The sequence below is a fragment of the Bacillus sp. DHT2 genome, assembly GCF_026241455.1.
In the GTDB taxonomy this organism is placed as follows: Bacteria; Bacillota; Bacilli; order Bacillales; family Bacillaceae_G; genus Bacillus_A; species Bacillus_A pseudomycoides.
Genome location: NZ_JAPHWH010000003.1, coordinates 35,270 through 55,421, shown reverse-complemented (window position 1 = coordinate 55,421; position 20,152 = coordinate 35,270). Strand labels below are relative to the sequence as shown.

General features: G+C 34.5%; 18 protein-coding genes. 12 read left to right on the top strand and 6 right to left on the bottom strand.

Features of this window, described 5'->3' with window-relative positions; translation table 11 throughout:
* Positions 1-133: 133 nt before the first annotated feature.
* Positions 134-388 carry a SunI/YnzG family protein gene (locus ORL93_RS09160; RefSeq protein WP_003195766.1) on the bottom strand — a complete coding sequence of 85 codons (255 nt, stop codon included), beginning with the start codon at positions 386-388 and terminating at the stop codon, positions 134-136.
* 435 nt (positions 389-823) lie between these two features.
* On the opposite strand from ORL93_RS09160, the gene ORL93_RS09155 reads away from it, so the two are divergent.
* The 3 genes from ORL93_RS09155 (at position 824) to ORL93_RS09145 (ending at position 3,483) form a co-directional block, all read left to right on the top strand.
* Complete coding sequence (locus tag ORL93_RS09155; protein WP_003195767.1) at positions 824-1,300, top strand: PH domain-containing protein; 477 nt, start codon at positions 824-826, stop codon at positions 1,298-1,300.
* Entirely contained in the window at positions 1,293-2,717 is a 1,425-nt protein-coding gene (locus ORL93_RS09150; protein WP_097794873.1) for a PH domain-containing protein, read from the top strand. Before ORL93_RS09155 ends, ORL93_RS09150 begins: the two co-directional genes overlap by 8 nt.
* A gap of 379 nt (positions 2,718-3,096) precedes the next feature.
* Positions 3,097-3,483, top strand: a complete 387-nt coding sequence (locus ORL93_RS09145; RefSeq protein ID WP_265958950.1) for an NUDIX domain-containing protein — start codon at positions 3,097-3,099, stop codon at positions 3,481-3,483.
* A gap of 116 nt (positions 3,484-3,599) precedes the next feature.
* Here the strand turns inward: ORL93_RS09145 and ORL93_RS09140 are convergent, their stop codons facing one another.
* Positions 3,600-4,073, bottom strand: coding sequence for an antibiotic biosynthesis monooxygenase family protein (locus tag ORL93_RS09140; RefSeq protein ID WP_006093868.1), 474 nt, complete (start codon positions 4,071-4,073; stop codon positions 3,600-3,602).
* 128 nt (positions 4,074-4,201) lie between these two features.
* On the opposite strand from ORL93_RS09140, the gene ORL93_RS09135 reads away from it, so the two are divergent.
* The 4 genes from ORL93_RS09135 to hemY all read left to right on the top strand — a co-directional run bounded on the left by ORL93_RS09135 (position 4,202) and on the right by hemY (position 9,938).
* Positions 4,202-6,319 carry a transglycosylase domain-containing protein gene (locus ORL93_RS09135; protein WP_026008642.1) on the top strand — a complete coding sequence of 706 codons (2,118 nt, stop codon included), beginning with the start codon at positions 4,202-4,204 and terminating at the stop codon, positions 6,317-6,319.
* Between the two features lie 176 nt (positions 6,320-6,495).
* Positions 6,496-7,542: a uroporphyrinogen decarboxylase gene (gene hemE / locus ORL93_RS09130; protein ID WP_003195782.1), complete on the top strand. Its 1,047-nt coding sequence runs from the start codon at positions 6,496-6,498 to the stop codon at positions 7,540-7,542.
* Between the two features lie 14 nt (positions 7,543-7,556).
* Positions 7,557-8,492 (top strand): ferrochelatase, encoded by a 936-nt coding sequence (gene hemH / locus ORL93_RS09125; RefSeq protein ID WP_006093870.1) that lies wholly within the window; start codon positions 7,557-7,559, stop codon positions 8,490-8,492.
* Between the two features lie 24 nt (positions 8,493-8,516).
* Positions 8,517-9,938: a protoporphyrinogen oxidase gene (gene hemY, locus ORL93_RS09120; protein ID WP_018766605.1), complete on the top strand. Its 1,422-nt coding sequence runs from the start codon at positions 8,517-8,519 to the stop codon at positions 9,936-9,938.
* A 346-nt stretch (positions 9,939-10,284) separates the two neighbouring features.
* On the opposite strand, the gene ORL93_RS09115 is transcribed toward hemY, so the two are convergent.
* Positions 10,285-10,593, bottom strand: coding sequence for a carboxymuconolactone decarboxylase family protein (locus tag ORL93_RS09115; protein ID WP_018766604.1), 309 nt, complete (start codon positions 10,591-10,593; stop codon positions 10,285-10,287).
* Entirely contained in the window at positions 10,586-11,005 is a 420-nt protein-coding gene (locus ORL93_RS09110) for a tautomerase family protein (protein ID WP_003195789.1), read from the bottom strand. Before ORL93_RS09110 ends, ORL93_RS09115 begins: the two co-directional genes overlap by 8 nt.
* A 109-nt stretch (positions 11,006-11,114) precedes the next feature.
* On the opposite strand from ORL93_RS09110, the gene ORL93_RS09105 reads away from it, so the two are divergent.
* The gene (locus ORL93_RS09105; RefSeq protein WP_018766603.1) at positions 11,115-11,990 is read left to right on the top strand and encodes a LysR family transcriptional regulator; all 876 of its coding nucleotides are present in this window, start codon (positions 11,115-11,117) and stop codon (positions 11,988-11,990) included.
* 101 nt (positions 11,991-12,091) lie between these two features.
* Here ORL93_RS09105 and ORL93_RS09100 read toward each other — a convergent pair whose 3' ends face one another.
* Positions 12,092-12,925: a LysR family transcriptional regulator gene (locus ORL93_RS09100; protein ID WP_018766602.1), complete on the bottom strand. Its 834-nt coding sequence runs from the start codon at positions 12,923-12,925 to the stop codon at positions 12,092-12,094.
* 120 nt (positions 12,926-13,045) lie between these two features.
* Between ORL93_RS09100 and ORL93_RS09095 the strand changes: the two genes are divergently transcribed.
* The 4 genes from ORL93_RS09095 to ORL93_RS09080 all read left to right on the top strand — a co-directional run bounded on the left by ORL93_RS09095 (position 13,046) and on the right by ORL93_RS09080 (position 18,934).
* Complete coding sequence (locus ORL93_RS09095; protein WP_018766601.1) at positions 13,046-13,786, top strand: SDR family NAD(P)-dependent oxidoreductase; 741 nt, start codon at positions 13,046-13,048, stop codon at positions 13,784-13,786.
* Positions 13,787-14,393: 607 nt separating this feature from the next.
* Entirely contained in the window at positions 14,394-15,065 is a 672-nt protein-coding gene (locus ORL93_RS09090) for a response regulator transcription factor (RefSeq protein ID WP_018766599.1), read from the top strand.
* The gene (locus ORL93_RS09085) at positions 15,062-16,048 is read left to right on the top strand and encodes a HAMP domain-containing sensor histidine kinase (protein ID WP_018766598.1); all 987 of its coding nucleotides are present in this window, start codon (positions 15,062-15,064) and stop codon (positions 16,046-16,048) included. The genes ORL93_RS09090 and ORL93_RS09085 overlap by 4 nt, the downstream gene beginning before the upstream one ends.
* A gap of 519 nt (positions 16,049-16,567) precedes the next feature.
* Positions 16,568-18,934: a DUF6359 domain-containing protein gene (locus tag ORL93_RS09080; protein WP_265958937.1), complete on the top strand. Its 2,367-nt coding sequence runs from the start codon at positions 16,568-16,570 to the stop codon at positions 18,932-18,934.
* A 42-nt stretch (positions 18,935-18,976) separates the two neighbouring features.
* Here ORL93_RS09080 and ORL93_RS09075 read toward each other — a convergent pair whose 3' ends face one another.
* Entirely contained in the window at positions 18,977-19,834 is an 858-nt protein-coding gene (locus tag ORL93_RS09075) for a hypothetical protein (RefSeq protein WP_098161258.1), read from the bottom strand.
* Positions 19,835-20,152: the final 318 nt, after the last annotated feature.

Sequence of the window (20,152 nt, the reverse complement as noted above, 5' to 3'; positions counted from 1 at the left end):
ATTTAGTTAACAAGTATCTTGAAAGTAAACTAATAATAAGAGGTTTACTTTCATATTTATTATAAGAAGAAAAAAAGACGACTTTACATTAGTCGCCTTTTTTTCTAAAAAATCATGTTAAATCATTAAGTAATTAAGCGTTTATTTTATTTAAAATTGAAACCTTATTAGTGGTAAATAATATATAATTCTGTTTTTTAGTTTTAATTAAAATGCGATCAGTTGTGCCATATGCTGTTCCTATTCGAATCGCATCAGCTTTTTCAATACCAGCATAAGTATCATCTTCAGTAACTTCAATAATTTCATTTAATGGAATACTAACTTTTGCTAATTGCCATTTAATAATTAGTTCCTCTGTTGTTTTTATAACATCAATACCTAACATATCACCAAGACCTTCCTATTCTATTTTCTAAATATAATTATAAATTAAATAAATATATTTGTAATTAAATATCTTTATTGGATATTTATGTTTACGGATGATATGGATAACAAAGTATTTTTATCTATTATTAAAAGTTTACTTTCAACGGTTCACTACATACTTATAATTTAATATGCACATTATTAATAGTGTAATATAGTTAAAAGGTTCAGTTCTATCATAAATATATTGACTCAAATTCAGGGAAATATTCAATGACTGGAAAAGTAAAATACGTAAATCTAATCTATTGTTGGTTGTATTCTACATATTCAGAAAATAACAAGTTTTATTTTTACAAAAAATGTTTATTCTTCCTTGTTTTGTATTTTATGATTATGGCATATTACAAAGTATACATATTTAATAGATTTCTAAATTTGGAGTGATCAAATGCAGCCATTAGAAAATGAAATTCATCCTAATATGGTCAAAGTGTGGAAAATCCATGCATTAATTGGTGCAGGGGTACTTGTAAGTATCGTTTTAGCATATCTCTTTTTTATGATCAAGTTTAATTGGTGGGGTTGGTTGTTTAGTATATTGGTCGTTGCCACGATTATATATACGCCACTAGACTATTTTATCTTTCCGAAACTACGTCAGCGTTATTATAGCTATCGATTAGATGAAGAAGAGATTGAAATTCAAAAAGGGATGTTTGTTGTAAAGCGTGTGTTAGTTCCAATGATTCGTGTTCAGCATGTGACGATTGAACAAGGGCCGATTATGAGAAAATATGAACTAGCAGAATTACAAATTTCAACGGCAGCGACTTCTCATAGTATTCCAGGACTAACAAAGAGAGAGGCAGAACAGTTGAAACGACAAATTGGGGAACTTGCGAAAGTGAGTGATAAGGATGTATAAGAGGCAACATCCGATTACTATATTAGTTGATATAAGGATTTCTAGTTTATTTCCCCTTATTATCATTGTTTTATTTGGTCCTAAAGATGAAGTAGAGCCTTGGTACTTATTTCCCATTTTCATTCTAGGTTTTTTGTTGATTTTGGCCATATTTTCGTTTGTGAAATGGTACTTTAAAGTGTATTGGATTGAAAATAATATTTTACATATAAAACACGGGGTATTTGTCAAAAAAGAAAGCTATTTAAATAAAGAGCGTGTGCAAACAATTAGTACAGCTTCAAATATCATCTATCAGTTATTTGGGTTAACGAAGCTCAAAATTGAGACGGCTGGTGGCGGAAAGGACCCAGAGGTGACGTTAGCTGGAATTAAGGAAGAGCAAGCGAAAGAATTAATCGCCTTATTAAATAAAGTAGAAAGTAAGAAAACTTTAAAAGAAGAGGAAACCCTACCGTCAGAAACAAATACAACTGTCTATCAGTTAACGCCAAAAGAAATTTTGCTAGCATCTATTACATCTGGTCGGTTCGGTTTATTATTTTCTGGGTTGATTTTCCTTTATACACAGTTTGATAACGTTCTTCCGAAATGGTTAATAGAAAAAGTAGAAACGTATGTGAAAGACAATAGTGTGTATGATTTGTTATGTATGGTTGCTATTTTAATTGTAATCTCATGGATCATTTCTACAATTGGTTATGCTTTAAAACATGCGAACTTTACAGTGCAGAGAAATGGAAATGAAATTCGTATTTCACAAGGGCTACTTGAAAAGAAAGAGATTGTGTTAAAACTGCACCGGATTCAGGCATTGACAATGAAAGAAGGAATCCTTCGTCAACCGTTTGGGTATTGTTCTATTGAAGTAGAAGTCATTCAGAGCATAGATACAAATAATATGAATGTCATATTGCACCCGCTCATGAAGAAAAAAGATGTGCAAGAGTTGCTGGCATATTTAGATTTGCCTTATGAAATGGAAGAGGAGATCGTCCATTTACCGAAAGCAGCATTACGCCGCTATCTCATTATGAGTTGGATGATTTTTGTAGCTGTAGCAGTACCGATTATAGGAGCGAGTGTATATTTTCAGCAATATAGTGCTTTATTTGTATTAGTGCCATTATTTTTGTTCTTTACGATTCTTGGATATGGCAAGTATAAAACGGGTGGATATGCGATAAAATCTGATCAGTTAACGCTTGTGTACAGGGGCATTGCAAAGTATACAGGATTTGTGAAAAGAAGACATGTACAAGCAATGACAAAAACGCAATCATACTTTCAGCGAAAAGATAGATTGTATACGTATATTGTAGCAGTAGCTGGCAGTGTTGCGGGACGTCATTATGAATTGAAGCATGTGCGTGAAGAGGATGTAGCCTGTATTCATGAATGGTATAAGCAAAAATAAAAAAAGTTAGATATATAACCCGGATAGTGGATAATTCAAAAATTCTATTATTCGGGTTTTTTGTATGTTATTGCATGTATTTTATGGTCATTTTTAAGATAGAAGTGCTTTTGACGCAAGTATTGTGAAAGAGGGAAGAGATAGGTGAAAATTAGAATTCAGTGCAGGCGATTATAATTAGAGACAACCAAATATTAACGATTAAGAAATATGACTATAACAAGTTTATCCCGCATTAACGGACAGTAACACTCCCACCTCAAAATTCAGCGAAAGCAAGAAAGTTAGGTGGGAGATGAACTGTCCGTAAAAGCCCGATTGGTTCAACTAATAATCAGTGGGGGATGGAGAAAACCCCCACTGATTAAAGTTTCACTTTATGAACATCCTACCTGGTGGTGGTCAAAGGCCGGGGGAAACTTTAAAAGAAGCTGTTGTCAGAGAATGTTTGGAGGAAACTGAATTAAAAGTACAAGCAGGAGAATTGCTATTTGTAAGTGATGAGTATATAGGAAAGAATCATGAACATGCCGAGTGGGATTGTAATGAACATGTCGTTGTTCATCTTTTTGAATGCCTGTATCCGGATGACAATCGTTCTTTTGGGGAAGGGACAGAATTTGATCCTGATCAACTAGCACTTGAATGGTTGCCGCTAGAAGACTTTTTAAACACAAACCTTTATCCAAAAGCAATCATACCGTTCTTAACAGAATATGGTCTTCAAAGTAGGAAGTCCGCAATTTATGTTGGGGACATGGGATAATATGTAGCAATTCGTAAATGAAGTGGAAAGTATTTCAAGATAAAAGAGCGATGAGTTCGTGGAAGACAGAGAAAAAAGCTGTAGCTTCTCCTCAATCGAAGTTACAGCTTTTTTGTTTAAGCTAACACATCAAAAGTAGTCACAAAAGAAGGTCTTGAAAAAATGCTCTTTTGCGGCTCTGCATTTGTTTGTGCAGGGCGTTTTTTATGTGCATTTTCGAAAGAACGTGACTCTGTCCAATCTTTAAAGTTTTGTTCATTTTCCCACATTGTCATAATGACGTATGTATCGTTACTTAATGGGCGAAGAACGCGGATTGCTTGGAAACCAGGCTCATTTTCAATCAGTCCTGCACGGTTTTTAAAACGATTTTCAAAAACAGGACGGCCTTCATCTGTAACAGAAATGTTGTTACACACAATATAGCCAGGTTGTCCTTTAAATTCCCCGACTGCATCTAGCACGTCATATTGAAGTGATCCTTCTACAGTTTCCTCGGTATTTTCTTTATAAAACATATCTTTCTCATCATTCTTTGCAGTGAAATGTGGTTGTTCTAGAGGTGTTTCGTATGAAATAATCGCTTTCATTGTAATGCCCCCTTTATGAGTTTAGTTTCATTATAGCAACTCTTACAAAAAACTTCGAAGATTATATACATAAAGATAATCGTTTTTCAAATAATAAACATACCATCATTTGGAAAGAAGGACGATGTATGAAGAAAATAAAGTGGAGCCTAATGGGCGGCGTAGCAGTGTTTGTAGTGGCGATTGTATTCTATAAACTGATTGTGTTAGCTGGTGGTTATATAATGGATGAAAAACGGCTTGTTTTCCACTCTTCATCACGTATCGTTGATCAGCGAGGAAAAGAAATTACGAAGTTATATGTAGAAAATAGAGAGCTTGTACCAATTGAGCGAATTCCAAAACATGTAGCAGAGGCGTTTATAGCTGTAGAAGACGCTAGATTTTATGAACATTATGGAATCGATTACCCTTCTGTGTTTCGCGCGTTGTATAAAGACATTTTAGCAGGAGAGAAAGTGGAAGGCGGAAGTACAATTACGCAGCAGTTAGTTAAAAATGTTTTTTTAACTCATGAAAAAACATTTACACGTAAATTAAAAGAAGTGGCAATCGCTCTTCAATTAGAACATAAATATACGAAGCAACAGCTTCTTGAAATGTATATGAATCATATTTATTTTGGTCATGGTGCTTACGGGATTCAAGCAGCGGCGAAATTGTATTTTAATAAAGATGTAGAAAAATTAACAGTTGAAGAAGGGGCGATGCTTGCAGGTCTTCCGAAAGCACCGAATGGATATTCTCCCTTTTTATATCCGGAAAAGAACAAAGAGCGCCGTGATTTAGTTTTATCTCTTATGCATAAACAAGGATATTTATCAGCTGAGGAGAGTGTTCGTTACCAAGGAAAGACAATTGCTCTTTATAAAAGTTTAGATGAGCGAGAACTTGCTTATATACCATATGTGGATATGGTTGTAGATGAAGCAGCGCAGTTATATGGTTTGTCACATCAAGAAGTGCTTCGCGGAGGATATACATTTATTGTATCTATGGATGAAAAAATTCAAAAAGTAGCTTATGATCAATTTCAAGATGCACGAAATTTTCCAGGTAAAGAAAACGGGGCACAAGGTGCTTTTTTATTAATGGATAATGCAACTGGAGGAATTAAAGCCGCAATTGGCGGAAGAGAGTATGTCCCAAGAGGATTTAATAGAGTGTTTGCGAAAAGACAGCCAGGGTCTGTTTTAAAGCCGCTCATTGTGTATGCACCAGCGCTGGAAACAAAAAAATATAATCCGTATTCTTTATTAACAAACGAGCAAACATCTTTTGAAGGGTATGAACCACGAAATTATAATCATAGGTATTCAAAAGAAGTAACGATGTATGATGCACTCTTAGAATCGGCGAATGTACCGGCTGTATCTTTATTACATGAAATGGGTGTAGAGCAAGGGAAGCAATATTTAGAGAAGGGAAATATTCATATTGCAGAATCTGGTTTAAGTACGGCACTTGGCGGACTTAAAGAAGGGGTCTCTCCATTTGAACTTGTAAAGATGTACCGTGCGTTCTTAGCGAATGGAAAAATTATTGAGCCGCATGTTATTGAACAGGTACTCGATCGACACGGAAAGGTGATTGGAGAATCACCTAAAAACGAAACGAAAGTTTTTTCAAAACAAACAGCATGGTATATGACAAAAATGTTAGAAGGGGTTGTAAGGGAGGGGACAGCGAGAGCGGGAGTATATAACGGTGCATTAGCTGGGAAAACAGGTACAACGTCACTTCCTAATCAAAGTGAAGGCGCTAGGGATATTTGGTTTGTTGGATATACTCCGAGTTTAGTAGGCGCGGTATGGATTGGGTATGATCGTACGGATAAAGAACACCAACTTTATGATGGAAAGCTATCTGCAACAGAATTATTTAAAAAGATTTTAACGAAGGCAAATGTACAAGATAATTCAAATTTCAAGCGGCCAAAAGGTGTCGAAACAATTGGAAAACCAATCCGCCTAAGTAAAATTGAGAACGTGGAAGCACAGTTATCTTTTAGTCCATTTAGCTTGTTTACTGCAAAATTACACTGGACTCCACTTCCCGATAAACGGGTTGTATATAGAATCTATAAAGTAGAACAAGGGAAGCATATTCACGTTGGAACGGCAAAAGGGATTGGTGAGTATGAGGAAAAGTTTATTAACATATTCTCTAAACCAAGCTTTTATGTAGTTCCGTACAATCCACAAACAAATCGAGAAGGAGAAAAGACAAAAGTAGCTAAACCGTAATTTTTGCTTGTGATATAATAAGAATGTTATGAAAATAGTAAGCGGTTTTACGAGCGTTTGTGTCAATTTCATGAACAACGTACATAATGTTATGCATTTTGTTTTTACAAGCTGTATAGTAAAAAAAGATAAATAATAGGATAGGGTTCGTATAGGTAAGGAAGGGAGCAAGGGTTTTGGTAAGAAATATAAATGAGACATTTTTAAAAGCATGTAAAGGGGAACAAACAGAATATATACCAGCATGGTATATGCGACAAGCAGGACGTTCACAACCTGAGTATAGAAAGATAAAAGAGAAGTATTCTTTATTTGAAATTACACACAATCCGGAGTTATGTGCATATGTTACAAAGCTTCCAGTTGATCAATATAATGTAGACGCAGCGATTCTTTATAAAGATATTATGTCGCCACTTCCAGCAATTGGCGTTGATGTTGAAATTAAATCTGGGATTGGACCGGTTATTGATAACCCAATTCGTTCTTTACAGGACGTAGAAAAACTTGGTGAAATTCATCCAGAAGAGGATGTTCCATACATATTAGATACAATTCGTTTATTAACAAACGAGATGTTAGATGTTCCGCTAATTGGCTTTTCAGGGGCGCCATTTACATTAGCAAGTTATATGATCGAAGGCGGACCTTCTCGTAATTACCACAAAACGAAGGCGTTTATGTATGCAGAACCGAAAGCTTGGTTTGCTTTAATGGATAAGCTTGCAGATATGGTAGTTACATATTTGAAGGCACAGATCAAAGCAGGGGCAAAAGCAGTGCAAGTCTTTGATTCTTGGGTTGGAACAGTGAATGTAGCAGATTATCGTTTGTTTATTAAACCTGCAATGGAGCGTATTTTCACGGAAGTTCGCACGATGGGCGTTCCGATGATTATGCACGGCGTTGGAGCAGGACATTTAGCAAATGAATGGAATGACTTATCTCTTGATGTAGTCGGACTTGATTGGCGCCTGTCAATTGAAGAAGCGCGTGCACGCGGCATTCATAAAGCAGTACAAGGCAATATGGATCCTTCATTCTTACTTGCACCATGGGACGTTATCAGAGAGCATGTAAAAGGGATTCTCGATCAAGGAATGAAGCAGCCTGGTTATGTATTTAACTTAGGTCACGGTGTATTCCCAGAAGTAAATCCAGATACATTAAAACGCTTGACGACATTTATTCATGAGTATTCTAAAGAACAGTTAGCGAAGTAAAGGAGAATAGGTGTATGAAAAAGAAAATTGGTTTGCTTGTAATGGCATACGGCACACCGTATAAAGAAGAAGATATTGAACGGTACTATACGCATATTCGCAGAGGGCGAAAGCCGAGTCCAGAAATGCTGAAGGACTTAACGGAACGCTATCGCGCGATTGGTGGTATTTCTCCTTTAGCTACTATTACATTAGAACAAGCGAAAAAAGTAGAAAAGCGTTTAAACGAAATGCAGGATCATGTGGAATTCCACATGTATCTTGGCTTAAAACATATAGAACCTTTCATTGAGGATGCTGTGAAAGAAATGCATAATGATGGGATTGAAGAGGCAATTGCCCTTGTTCTTGCTCCGCACTATTCTACGTTCAGCGTAAAGTCCTATGTCGGCCGGGCGCAAGAAGAAGCAGATAAGCTTGGAAACTTAACAATTCATGGTATCGATAGCTGGTATAAAGAACCGAAGTTTATCGAGTATTGGGTAAACGAAGTGAAAAAAATATATGATGGTATGACAGAAGAAGAACGTGAAAAAGCAGTGTTAATCGTGTCTGCGCATAGTTTACCAGAGAAAATTATTGCGTTAGGTGATCCTTACCCAGAACAGTTAAATGAAACAGCTGATTATATTGCACGTGGTGCGGAAGTTCGAAATTATGCAGTCGGTTGGCAAAGTGCTGGAAATACACCGGACCCATGGATTGGGCCAGATGTACAAGATTTAACGAGAGAGCTACATGAAAAGTATAACTACACTTCATTTGTATATGCACCGGTTGGATTTGTAGCTGAACATTTAGAAGTGTTATATGACAATGATATTGAATGCAAAATCGTTACAGAAGAAATTGGAGCAAAGTATTATCGTCCAGAAATGCCAAATGCATCAGATTCATTTATTTCTTGTTTAGCAGATGTAGTGTTAAAGAAACAAATGGATGTTTCGTAATACCTTGGGAAAGGAGGAGCCGTTTTGAAGAAGAAAGTTGTTATCATCGGTGGTGGAATTACAGGTTTAACAACAGCGTATTACTTACAAAAAGAAATTCGCGAAAAAGGATTGCCGATTGATACATTGTTAATAGAAGCATCGGGTAAACTTGGAGGGAAAATTCAAACCGTTCGAAAAGATGGATTTACAATTGAGCGTGGTCCAGATTCTTTCTTAGAAAGAAAAGAGAGTGCAGCTAGACTAGCAAGAGAACTCGAACTTGGAGATGAGCTTGTAAACAATGCAACTGGTCAATCATTTGTTCTCGTGAACAATCGATTACATAAGATGCCGAGCGGATCTATGATGGGCATTCCAACGCAAGTTACCCCGTTTCTATTTTCAGGATTGTTCTCTCCGATTGGTAAAGTAAGAGCAGGTTTTGATTTTGTATTGCCACGTTCAAAACCTGTTTCTGATCAATCACTTGGTCAATTTTTCCGTCGTCGTCTAGGAAATGAAGTGGTTGAAAACTTAATCGAACCATTGTTATCTGGAATTTATGCGGGGGATATTGATCAAATGAGTTTAATGGCCACGTTCCCACAATTTTATCAAGTGGAGCAAAAATATCGTAGTATTTCACTAGGTATGCGTACGTTGGCTCCGAAGAAAATAAAAGATGTAAAGCCGAAAGGGATCTTTTTAACATTAAAAACAGGCTTACAATCCATTGTAGAAAAAATAGAAGAGCAGCTAGAAGATGGAACTGTTGTGAAGGGCACTCGCATTGAAAAAGTTGTAAAAATGGGTGATGGTTATCATATTACACTAAGTAATGGAAAAGAAATTGAGGCGGATTCCATCGTTGTTGCTGCGTCTCATAAAGTATTGCCATCTATGTTTGCACAGTATAAAGAGTTCCGCTTCTTCCGCAATATTCCATCAACATCGGTTGCGAATGTTGCACTCGCTTTTCCGAAAGAAGCAATCAAGCGTGATATTGATGGTACGGGCTTCGTTGTATCTCGAAATAGTGATTTTTCTATTACAGCATGTACGTGGACACATAAGAAGTGGCCGCATACAACACCAGAAGGAAAAGTTCTTCTTCGTTGTTACGTTGGGCGTCCTGGTGATGAAGCAATCGTAGAGCAAACAGATGAAGAAATTGTTCAATTTATATTAGAAGATTTGCAAAAAACAATGGATATTAAGGCAGATCCAGACTTTACTGTTGTAAGCCGCTGGAAAGATGCAATGCCGCAATATACAGTGGGACATAAAGAACGTATGACAAAGTTAAAAACATTTATGGATAAAGAATTACCGGGTGTTTATTTAGCAGGTAGTTCTTATGCTGGATCTGGTCTTCCAGATTGTATTGATCAAGGTGAGGCGGCAGTCAAGCATGTATTATCCTATTTAGAAAAAATAGATGAAGCGGAATTAATTGCGCAATAATGAAACAGACCACCTTTAAATTAGAAGGTGGTCATACTTTTTCTAACCTATTTTGCGAAGCATAAGAGTGATTATTAAGTTAACAGGCGCTTTTTTAATAATAATCGCAAGAAATGATTAAACTTTTCTATAAAAATCAAAAACATAATTTAAAGAATTAACTCCATTTTGAACAATCTTTATTCAAAATGGAGTTTTTACGTTAGTTGCTAAATTAGGGTTTGTGATTTCATTTAATCAATTCCCCCTATATAAACAGAACTAGAGTGATTACCTGTCTGAAAGTCTTTAATAAGTTTCCGAATGCCAATAGGAAACAGATGATAATGTAATAAGTCATTTATTTTTAACGCAGTATTACGTTCAGTGCTGCAGCTGCTTTTGGCCATCCGGCGTAAAAGGCTAAATGTGTTATGAGAGCAATGATTTCTTGTTGGTTCATTCCGTTTTTTTCGGCTAGTTGTAGATGAAATGGTAGTTGTTCAGTATTACCAATACTAATTAAAGCAGAAAGTGTAATGAAACTTCTTTCTTTTGGTGTTAAAGCAGGGTCTCTCCATACCTTTTCGAATAACACATTTTCACTATAATCAACAAAATTGGGAGCAGTATCCCTCATTTTCTTTGAAATATTGAGTTCGATACGATCATTCATGATTCTTTTTCTCCTTCATTGTAACCATTTGGGCTATTCCCTGACCAAATGACCAGTTTTCAGCAGATGTTTCATTCAATGTAATAAAAATATTAGTTGTAGAGATGTTTAAATGGTCATAAAAAGCTTCTGAGATTGATTGATACAAATTTCTTTTTTGCTGTATTGTTCGTTCAGGTCCACATGTAATAGAAACATGTATCATTTTATCTGTTCTCTTTTTCTCCTCTTCTAAGAGATAATGCGGGTCGTAAAAAAAATGATTGGGTGGGTAGGGTAAAAACATGTGAAAGTAATCATTTTCTGGAATGCTAAAATGTTCAATTAATGAATAGTGAATACGATTGCTTACTCTTTTTAACTCTTCTCTATGCAATTGACCGTCTGGATAATAAACAGTAACAAATGGCATATATTCACTCCCTTTCTTATGGATTTATTTTACTGCTGCGATTTTGATTTGTATAATTGAAAATATATAATACAATTATCAATAAAATCGATCGAGATTAGGTGTGAAAATGGAAATAAAAGAGCTAAAAACGTTCAAAATGATTGTCCAGGAAGGAACTTTTTCACTTGCGGCCAAAAAATTAAACTATGCTCAATCAACAGTAACAACACATATAAAAAAACTCGAAAATGAACTTGGTTTTCTTCTATTTGAACGTGGATGGGATGCTCGGTTAACAGAGGAAGGCATTTTATTTGCAGAGGAAGTAGATAACTTATTAATGCATTGGAATTATTCAATATCTCAAGCGCAGCGTATAAGTAATGAGGAGAAAGGAACATTAAGAATCGGGATATTAGAATCTGTTGCAGAAAAATTAATTCCCCCCATATTAAAATATTTAAACGATGAGAAACCGTACATACATTGTGATTTTGTTGTAGGAAACACAGCGCTTTTATCACAAATGATAGAGCAAAATAAGATTGATTTTGCTGTTTGTGCAAACAACGAAAATATTTCTAATCTAAATTTCACCCCACTTAGCAAAGAACAAATCGAATTTATAGTCAATAACCCGAATCATCCAGTATTAAAAAAAGAGTCAGTTGAAATATCTGATATCATTCATTATCCAATCTTGATTGGAGAAAATAGTTGTAATTATTACAAAGCTGTAAACTCTTTCTTAGTAGAAAACAATGTATCTTTTCAAAGAGTCTACAATTGTAGTGCGGTACATCTCATTCCACAAATGGTTTTTGGAAACGCCATAGGTATTCTCCCTAAGGGAACGGTCTTAAAACAAAGTAATATATCATTTAAGATTAAAGGATTTAATCCTAAAGTGCCTATAGGATTATTAATTTCTTCTAAAAAAAGAAACTATTTGAGCCAAACAAAACAACAACTTATGAAACTAATTGAATCGTTGTTGTTATAAATACCCATATTGATTTAGGAGAGGGGAAAAACGTATCTTCTGTTCAAGTGAGGTTTCAAACAAAGTCCCTTTTGAAAAACTAAAGGGGCTTTGTTTAAAATTTATAACTCTTTTAAAAAACGAATGAATTTCTTTAAGCTTTGCGGTTGTTGTTTTCTACGCTTAATCACAAAGTCAATTTTGACTGTTTCAGGTAGTTCTTCATAATGAATCGCTTTTGTCTTTGTTCGGCTATACGCAACATTAGCTGGTATTATACTAATACCGAGCCCATCATGAGCAGCTTGCATAATAGACTCAAGTGAATCAAACTCCATTATCGTTTTCTGGTCAAAGTCGTTCTTATTACAGTAATCTAAAAGTTGTTGTCTATATATACAATTTGGATCACTGTTCACGAGTAAAATTTGATTTTCGAGTGGATTATGTTTTGATGAGATGAGTATGATATTTTCATAATAACTGTACACGGTTTCGAGTTGTGAGTGGTTGTATGTCCCGCTTAAAAAAATCCCGTCAAGTTCTCCATATAAAAGCATTTCCTGTAACTTTGCGTTATCATTCGTTCTTATTTTCACATCCATATTTTTATAGGATGCCAAAAAAGAAGAGAATAGCTGAGGCACTTTCACCGCAGAAATGGTTTGAGATGCTCCAATTGTTAAAGATTCTCTCCATTTCTGAGGGTTTATTTTTGATTTTGCCTCATTCATTAAAAGCATAATTTCATTTGTGTAATCTAATAACACTTTTCCTTCTTCCGTTAATGTGACCCCTCTATTATTACGCTTTAATATTTTAACGCCTAATTCATCTTCTAAATTTTTAATGCGCTGGCTTATATTCGGTTGTACATATCCTAATTTCTCAGCAGCTCTAGATATTGATTGTAGTTCTGCAACATGTTTAAAAATCCATAAGTCATGGCTTTCCAAGAATAGATCCCTCCACTAGATATCATTTAAAATGATATCGGCTTCATTATTCAGTATTATACTCCTCAAATGAACGAAGATAAAATGAAATGGAATCAGGTACAGTGGGGAGATTTTAAAATGGGCATAAAAGATAAAGTAGTTATTATAACAGGTGGCGGTACGGGTATCGGAAAGGCTACTGCTTTGAAGTTAGCTAGTTTAGGAGCAAAAGTTGTGATTAATTATAGTCGTTCAGAAAAAGAAGCGTTAGAAGCAGTGAATGAAATAAAGCAGCGAGGAGGTACAGCGATCACTTTGAAAGCAAATATAGCACAAAAAGAAGAAGTGGAGGCGATGGTATCTCAAACTGTTCATTTTTTTGGAACAGTAGATTGTTTAGTGAATAATGCGAGTATAACAGCTCAAATACCGATGGATGACCTAGAGTCCGTAACGGATCAAGTGTGGGATTCTCTTTTCAGTGTAAACGTGAAAGGGATGTTTCATTGTATAAAAGCTGTTGTTCCTTATATGAAGAAGCAAAAATCGGGTGCGATTGTGAATATGGGGAGCGTTGCAGGGATAACGGGACTAGGATCATCTATACCGTATGCAGCAACAAAATCAGCCATTCATACGATGACAAAGTCGCTCGCTATTGCATTAGCACCTGACATCAGAGTAAATAGTATTTCTCCTGGTGCAGTTCATACGAGATGGTGGTCAGGTAATGAGGAGAAGATGTACCAACTTGCGGGAAATCTACCACTTCAAAGAATTTCAACACCAAATGATATTGCAGAGGCTATCCTTTTTCAATTGACTCAGGAATCTATTACGGGACAGGTATTTACAATTGATAATGGACAGACGCTTTAATAGTATTAGCAACTTAATAGAAAGGTGTATTTTAAGAGGTGACAGTAAAGTGTGTATTGTTTGAAACGAAATGGATTGAACAATGAGAAAAACAATCTTAATGTATTTATATAATTAGAAGAGGATACTATGTTCCACATGAGGACATAGTATCCTCTTTCTTTGCAAGCTATACACCGTTTATTAATTAACAAGAAATTCAAAAATAATCATTTCAGTGTTAATAAAATCTTTATAAATACCCATTACCATAAAGATAAGTTCACTAAAAGGAGTTGATTGTTAATGGGTGTATTATCAGCAGTAAGTTTAATAATTTCTATGGTTAGTTTCATTTTCTCAATAGCTTTGCTTATTAACGAAGTAGTTTTTAAGGGAGTAAGGAAAATGAAGGAAATAAAGTTAAGACCAATTCTTATACTTTTTATTACGTATTTTTTATTTTTTGTATTGTTTCTTGTGTTTCAAAATAGGTAAATGTTAAAAGGCACTTGGAAAATATTATCGGAGTTCATGTAGGGCGATGAATTATCATGTGATATAGTTTAGTTAAATACTGGTTAATTTTGGACTATTCAATCGTACAATTCAAAGAGGTGATTTGCTAATGAATGGATATACTATTTTAATTATTGAGGATGATCACGCCATCGGTTCCATGTTACAAGAGATATTAAAAGGAGAAGGGTATCATGTACTTTGGATAACTGATGGTCAAAGAGTCCTAAAAGAAGTAAAATACGCTGATCTTATAATAATCGATATCATGTTACCAGGTGAAAACGGGTATGAAATATCAGAGAAATTGAAGGCGAATGGATATTCACTTCCGATTTTATTCCTTACAGCCCGAAGTGATATAGATAGTAAATTAAAAGGGTTATCTCTTGGAGAAGACTACTTGGTAAAGCCGTTTGACCCACGTGAACTATTAGCAAGGATACACTTGATACTTAAGAATAAATACGGTTTATTTACTCAAATTCAAAATATATACGTTGATGCAGTTGGTTGTAAAATATTTAAACAAAACATACATTCTGAAATAAAATTGACAGCAACAGAAAGGAAGCTGTTTTTTTACTTATATGAAAATAGAGACAGAATTTTAACTAGGGAACAGATATTCAATTATTTATGGCCATTAGAGTATTCTAAAAACAGTGTATTAAATGTTCATATTAAAAAAATCAGAGAGAAAATTTTGGATGAAAATAATGATATTATTGAAACAGTTCATGGAGAAGGGTACAGATTAAATACCCTTAATCACGGATGAGTCTTAAGAAAAAATATTACTTGTTATTAGCAGCTATAGTCTTTTTTGTACCAATTTTATATTTACTAACTAACCTCATTCTGTTTTTACTTTATTTAGTCATATCAACAGTTTTTCACTTAGAACAGCCGTATAATCAAACATTAATTTATTCAAGCATATTTGGAGTGTTCTTTGGATTACTGATTTTATTAATCGTAATATCTTCTAAATCAATTAATCATATTTTGCGACAAATCAACGAAATAAATAAAACAATCAAAAAGATATCTCAAGACAAAAAGTTACCTGAAAAGTTACCAGTAAGAAAAAATGATGAGATTGGTTGGCTAGCTGAATCAATCAACATACTAATTGATCGTTTAGCTCATAAAGAACTTATGTTAAACACAGAGTTATCCTTTAAAAAAGAGTATTTAAATAAATTGTCTCATGATATTAATACACCTTTAACAGCAATGAGATTAGAGCTATTTTTGTTTCAAAAGAATGGGATGCTGGAAGAAAAATCTGTTTCATCGCTCTATCAACAAATTGAGTATATTTCAAAATTAGTAAATCAATTGAACCAAGAAGATTTAGAGTCTGTTAAAAAATCCTATATAATTTATGAAAACGTTGATATAGCAAACTTAATGGAAAAAATAATTAAGAAATGGACATATATATATAATAATAAAAATATAGAGATTAAATATATGGTTAAGGATGAGAAACTTGTTTGGCGCAGTAACGAATTATGGATAGAAAGAGTACTTGATAATGTATTTCAAAATACACAACGTCATTCAAAGGCGAGTTCTATTCATGTAATGATAGAAAATGGTGCTATTGTTATACAAGATAATGGAATAGGGTTCAATGTGAGGGACTCTCATCAAGGGCTAGGCGTTTTAATAATTAAAGAAACATGCGAGATATTAAATATTAAATGTGAGTTGTCTTCAAATGATAAGGGTACTAAATATGTATTTAAAAGATAACCATATTAAAAATAATATAGAGCTTACACATTTCCTAGATACACGTAAAAGGCTATCATAATAATATTAGTCATGGCTATTATTATGATAGCCATGACTTTTTACAATTTAGTCTAGATAAATCTTTTAAGAGTGCTTTTGCTGTTATAATACTCTCTTTCATACTCACGAGGTTGCTTAGTAGGTTGGTCATTCAGCGCAATGGATGGTAATGAATTTGCATCAAATATAAGGTCGTAGAGAAAAGATAAGACCAAAACGCTACAGAATATATAGAGGAACATTTCACTTCACTTCTTTCTGTATGATTCTTACTTATATTGTAAGAAAATCAGCTGTCAATAAAATCCATAAAAGGAATGGAATACTGTAAGAAAATAGTAGGGGAATCATAATAGAAATCTCATACGGAAGTATGAGATTAATTTTTTGTAAAATTTGTCGAATTTTAAGTTCTTTATAAAGAATTTTTTGTTATGATAATACATGCTAAGAGAATATTAAAATTAGGGGAGGACGATGAATTTGAAGAAACTAGTAAGTATCTTGCTATCATTTATACTACTGATTTCATTTACTGGAACTTTAGTAAAAGCAGAAGAACGTTCTGCATTGTCTGTGCAGGATGCGATTCAAATGTTTAAGCAGCAAGGAAGCAGTAAAGGGGTAGTGGAAGGGTATATTGTTGGATATACGCAAAGCACATCTACATACACAAAGGATCCAGCGAAGTTTGGAGATACGAATGTAGCGATAGCAGATTCGCCAAATGAGACGGATCCAGAGAAAATTATGCCTGTTCAGTTGCCAAAAGGTGACGTGAGAACAGCAGTGAATGTAAAGGATCATCCTGAAAATGTCGGGAAGAAGGTTCGTTTAACGGGGACACTTGAATTATATTTTAATAGTCCTGGTTTAAAGTCAGTAACAGCATATAAATTTCAAGGTGAAACAGAAAATCGTGTTAGCGATGTTACTGCATCACCAAATGGTGGAGAAATTGCAAAGGGAACGGCAGTTACATTAACAACAAATACAGAAGGGGCAACAATCTATTATACGTTAGATGGATCTGTTCCTACGAATAAAAGTATTCGTTATAATGAACCGATTGTTTTAAATGAAAACAGTGTTCTAAAAGCAATTGGAGTAAAAGAAGGTCTTTCATCTTCAGCCGTTGCTACTTTTTCTTTTACGGTTGTAAAAAATGAGCAAGTTCGCATTCATGATATTCAAGGTGCATCACATATTTCTCCTTATAATGGGAAAAAAGTACGAAATGTAGAAGGTATTGTAACAGCGCTAGATAAGAATGGATTTTATATGCAAGACTCGCAGCCTGATAATGATCCTGCAACTTCAGAAGGGATTTATGTATATAAAAAAGAGGCAAATGTAGCTGCCGGAGATCTTGTTCAAATTGATGGAGAAGTCGAAGAGTTCATTGGATCTGGATATGCTGACAGATTTGATACAGATTTATCCATCACAGAAATTAAAGCAAGCAATATTGCTGTGAAAGCAAATAATCAACAATTGCCATCTGCGATTGTATTAGGTGAAAATGGCGTAAAGATTCCTGATCAAATTATTGATAATGATGCATTTGGTGTATTCGATCCAAATGAGGATGCAATTGACTTTTATGAGAGTTTAGAAGGTATGCGTGTTACAATGCCGACTCCTCAAATTGTTGGACCGCAGAAAAATGGGAATTTATATGTAACAATTGCAAATGGTGGAGATAAAGTAACTACGAAATATGGAACGCCGTTATTAGGCGAGAACCAATTCAATCCAGAGCGTCTATCTTTAAAAGTACCTCGTGATTATGTAGCGAAAGCAGGAGACAAGTTTACTGGAGATATAACAGGTGTAGTCGGGTATGACTATGGTGCGTATCGAATTTCACCAGTAACAGAATTACCATCAGTAACAGATGGTGGATTTAAACAAGTAGGGGCAAATATTCAGCCTCGCCTTGGAAAATTAACAGTAGCAACATATAACATTGAAAACTTTTCAGCGAATGCAAAAGAAACATCTGATGAAAAGGTAAAAGCAATTGCTTATTCTATTAAATATAATTTAAAGATGCCAGATATTATTGGTGTACAAGAAATGCAAGATAATAATGGATCAATCAATGATGGAACAACAGATGCTTCATTAAGTGCAAAGCGTATTATTGATGCTGTGCAAGAGATTCGTGGGCCAAAATATGAATATGTAGAAGTTGCTCCGCAAAATAATCAAGATGGAGGAGCGCCAGGAGCGAACATTCGCGTTGGTTTCTTCTATAATCCATCACGTGTGAAATTGGCAGATAAGCCAAAGCTGTTAGAAACAAATCCAACGCGCATAGGACAAGAAAATTCGCTGTTTGATAATACTCGTAAACCGTTAGCTGCGGAGTTTACATTCCAAGGACAAAATATCGTCGTTGTTTCAAATCACTTAAATTCAAAACTTGGTGATGCGACGCCGTTTGGGAAAATTCAACCACTTGTATTAAAGAGTGAAGAGAAACGAATTCAGCTTGCACAAGAAGCAAATAATTTTGTAAAAGAAATTCAAAAACGAGATGTGAATGCACCAGTTGTTATAGTTGGTGATATGAATGACTTCGAATTCTCGAAACCACTGCAAGCATTAAAAGCAGAAAACATGCAAGATATGTTAGAAACGGTTTCGAAAGAAAATCGTTACACGTATATTCATGACGGAAATGCACAAGTATTAGATCATATTTTAGTAACGAATAATATTGCACCGCATACAGTTGTCGATCCGGTACATTTAAATTCAAACATTATGAAAGAACATGGCCGTGTAAGTGACCATGATCCAGTGCTTGCGCAAATTGATTTAAAAAAAGCTTCCTAAGTATAAATATCCCTCAGCATAATTGCTGTGGGATATTTTATATTACATACTAACTGATTTTTGAATCGATTTTTTACACCGGATTCTTTTTTGAAGTCTACGCATATATTTTTTCCGATCTTTCTGTACACCTTTCATATACATAAATAAACTAATTCCAAAAAATACGGTGCATTGCATGATTAAAATGTAAGGCGACATTCCTTGGAGCGGCTGTTTTGGGTCGTATAAATGAATAGGTGCTCCTCCAATCGTAGGGAATACGATATTTAAAACAACATATGGTAGAGAGGTTATAGCAAAAGGGAATAGAATTGCCATGTAATCTTTTCTGGACCATATGGATGCAGAGAGACCCAATACCGCCATAAGACCAGCAAACAAGAAATTAATCCCAATATATAGGGAAATATAAGTAATTGGAGAAGAGAAATACAATGATGCAAACATACCGTTGTCTTTTATAATACTTAAGGCGGGTGTAGGAATACCATCTTGGATTGTCAGCTTACAAAAAAGCAATGAAAATACGAATGGGAGAATATAAAGAAGCCCCCCGCTTAGGAAGGTAACGATATATTTCGTACATACATAGGGAAAAAAGGGAACTTCTTTACTTACAAATGATTTAAATTTATCAGCTTGATCAGAGTTATAGCTTGTACTAAAAGGGAGTGCTGCTAGTACAGGCATTAAAAGCAAATACACATCCATTTCATCATCACGAAAGCCAATCCATTTATAAGCCGTTGCTAAAAGCTCGTCAGGTACCCCTCCTAAATATTTTAAAATATAGAAATAATGATAAATTGAAACAAGAATCAACCAACTAAACAAGAGAGTGAGAGAAATCTTATTTAAAAAGGCTTGTTTTATATGTAAGCTAAGTGCACGTATCATGATTGAAAGAGCCCCCACTATTTTTAATAAATATATCTATGTTCTATATTACTACTAATTGTAAAAAATTTCTTGTTTTTTCAATTGATAATTTGAAAAAGAGGGAAAATTCATAAAAGATATTGTTTTTGTTGCTTAATATTTGCTAATGGATTTTACTATGTTTCTTTACCTTTTCATTTTCTCCCTTTTTTTGATACACTATGACAGTGGTAGCTTAAATAAAGGTCGATGTATAGATTTAAATGTTTTATACTTGGAAATAAATAAAAAGAGAACTTGTAAACAATGGAAAACCGTGATAATATCAAAAATGTA

Excerpts from the sequence above, each read along its gene's own strand:
- ORL93_RS09110 (WP_003195789.1), bottom strand. The coding sequence starts at position 11,005 with ATGCCATTTGTTACTGTTTATTATCCAGACGGTCAATTGCATAGAGAA.
- ORL93_RS09080 (WP_265958937.1), top strand. The coding sequence starts at position 16,568 with ATGAATTTGAAGAAACTAGTAAGTATCTTGCTATCATTTATACTACTG.
- ORL93_RS09085 (WP_018766598.1), top strand. The coding sequence starts at position 15,062 with ATGAGTCTTAAGAAAAAATATTACTTGTTATTAGCAGCTATAGTCTTT.
- ORL93_RS09150 (WP_097794873.1), top strand. The coding sequence starts at position 1,293 with ATGTATAAGAGGCAACATCCGATTACTATATTAGTTGATATAAGGATT.
- ORL93_RS09155 (WP_003195767.1), top strand. The coding sequence starts at position 824 with ATGCAGCCATTAGAAAATGAAATTCATCCTAATATGGTCAAAGTGTGG.
- ORL93_RS09145 (WP_265958950.1), top strand. The coding sequence starts at position 3,097 with ATGAACATCCTACCTGGTGGTGGTCAAAGGCCGGGGGAAACTTTAAAA.
- ORL93_RS09135 (WP_026008642.1), top strand. The coding sequence starts at position 4,202 with ATGAAGAAAATAAAGTGGAGCCTAATGGGCGGCGTAGCAGTGTTTGTA.
- ORL93_RS09160 (WP_003195766.1), bottom strand. The coding sequence starts at position 388 with ATGTTAGGTATTGATGTTATAAAAACAACAGAGGAACTAATTATTAAA.
- ORL93_RS09090 (WP_018766599.1), top strand. The coding sequence starts at position 14,394 with ATGAATGGATATACTATTTTAATTATTGAGGATGATCACGCCATCGGT.
- ORL93_RS09140 (WP_006093868.1), bottom strand. The coding sequence starts at position 4,073 with ATGAAAGCGATTATTTCATACGAAACACCTCTAGAACAACCACATTTC.
- ORL93_RS09075 (WP_098161258.1), bottom strand. The coding sequence starts at position 19,834 with ATGATACGTGCACTTAGCTTACATATAAAACAAGCCTTTTTAAATAAG.
- ORL93_RS09095 (WP_018766601.1), top strand. The coding sequence starts at position 13,046 with ATGGGCATAAAAGATAAAGTAGTTATTATAACAGGTGGCGGTACGGGT.
- hemH (WP_006093870.1), top strand. The coding sequence starts at position 7,557 with ATGAAAAAGAAAATTGGTTTGCTTGTAATGGCATACGGCACACCGTAT.
- ORL93_RS09115 (WP_018766604.1), bottom strand. The coding sequence starts at position 10,593 with ATGAATGATCGTATCGAACTCAATATTTCAAAGAAAATGAGGGATACT.
- ORL93_RS09105 (WP_018766603.1), top strand. The coding sequence starts at position 11,115 with ATGGAAATAAAAGAGCTAAAAACGTTCAAAATGATTGTCCAGGAAGGA.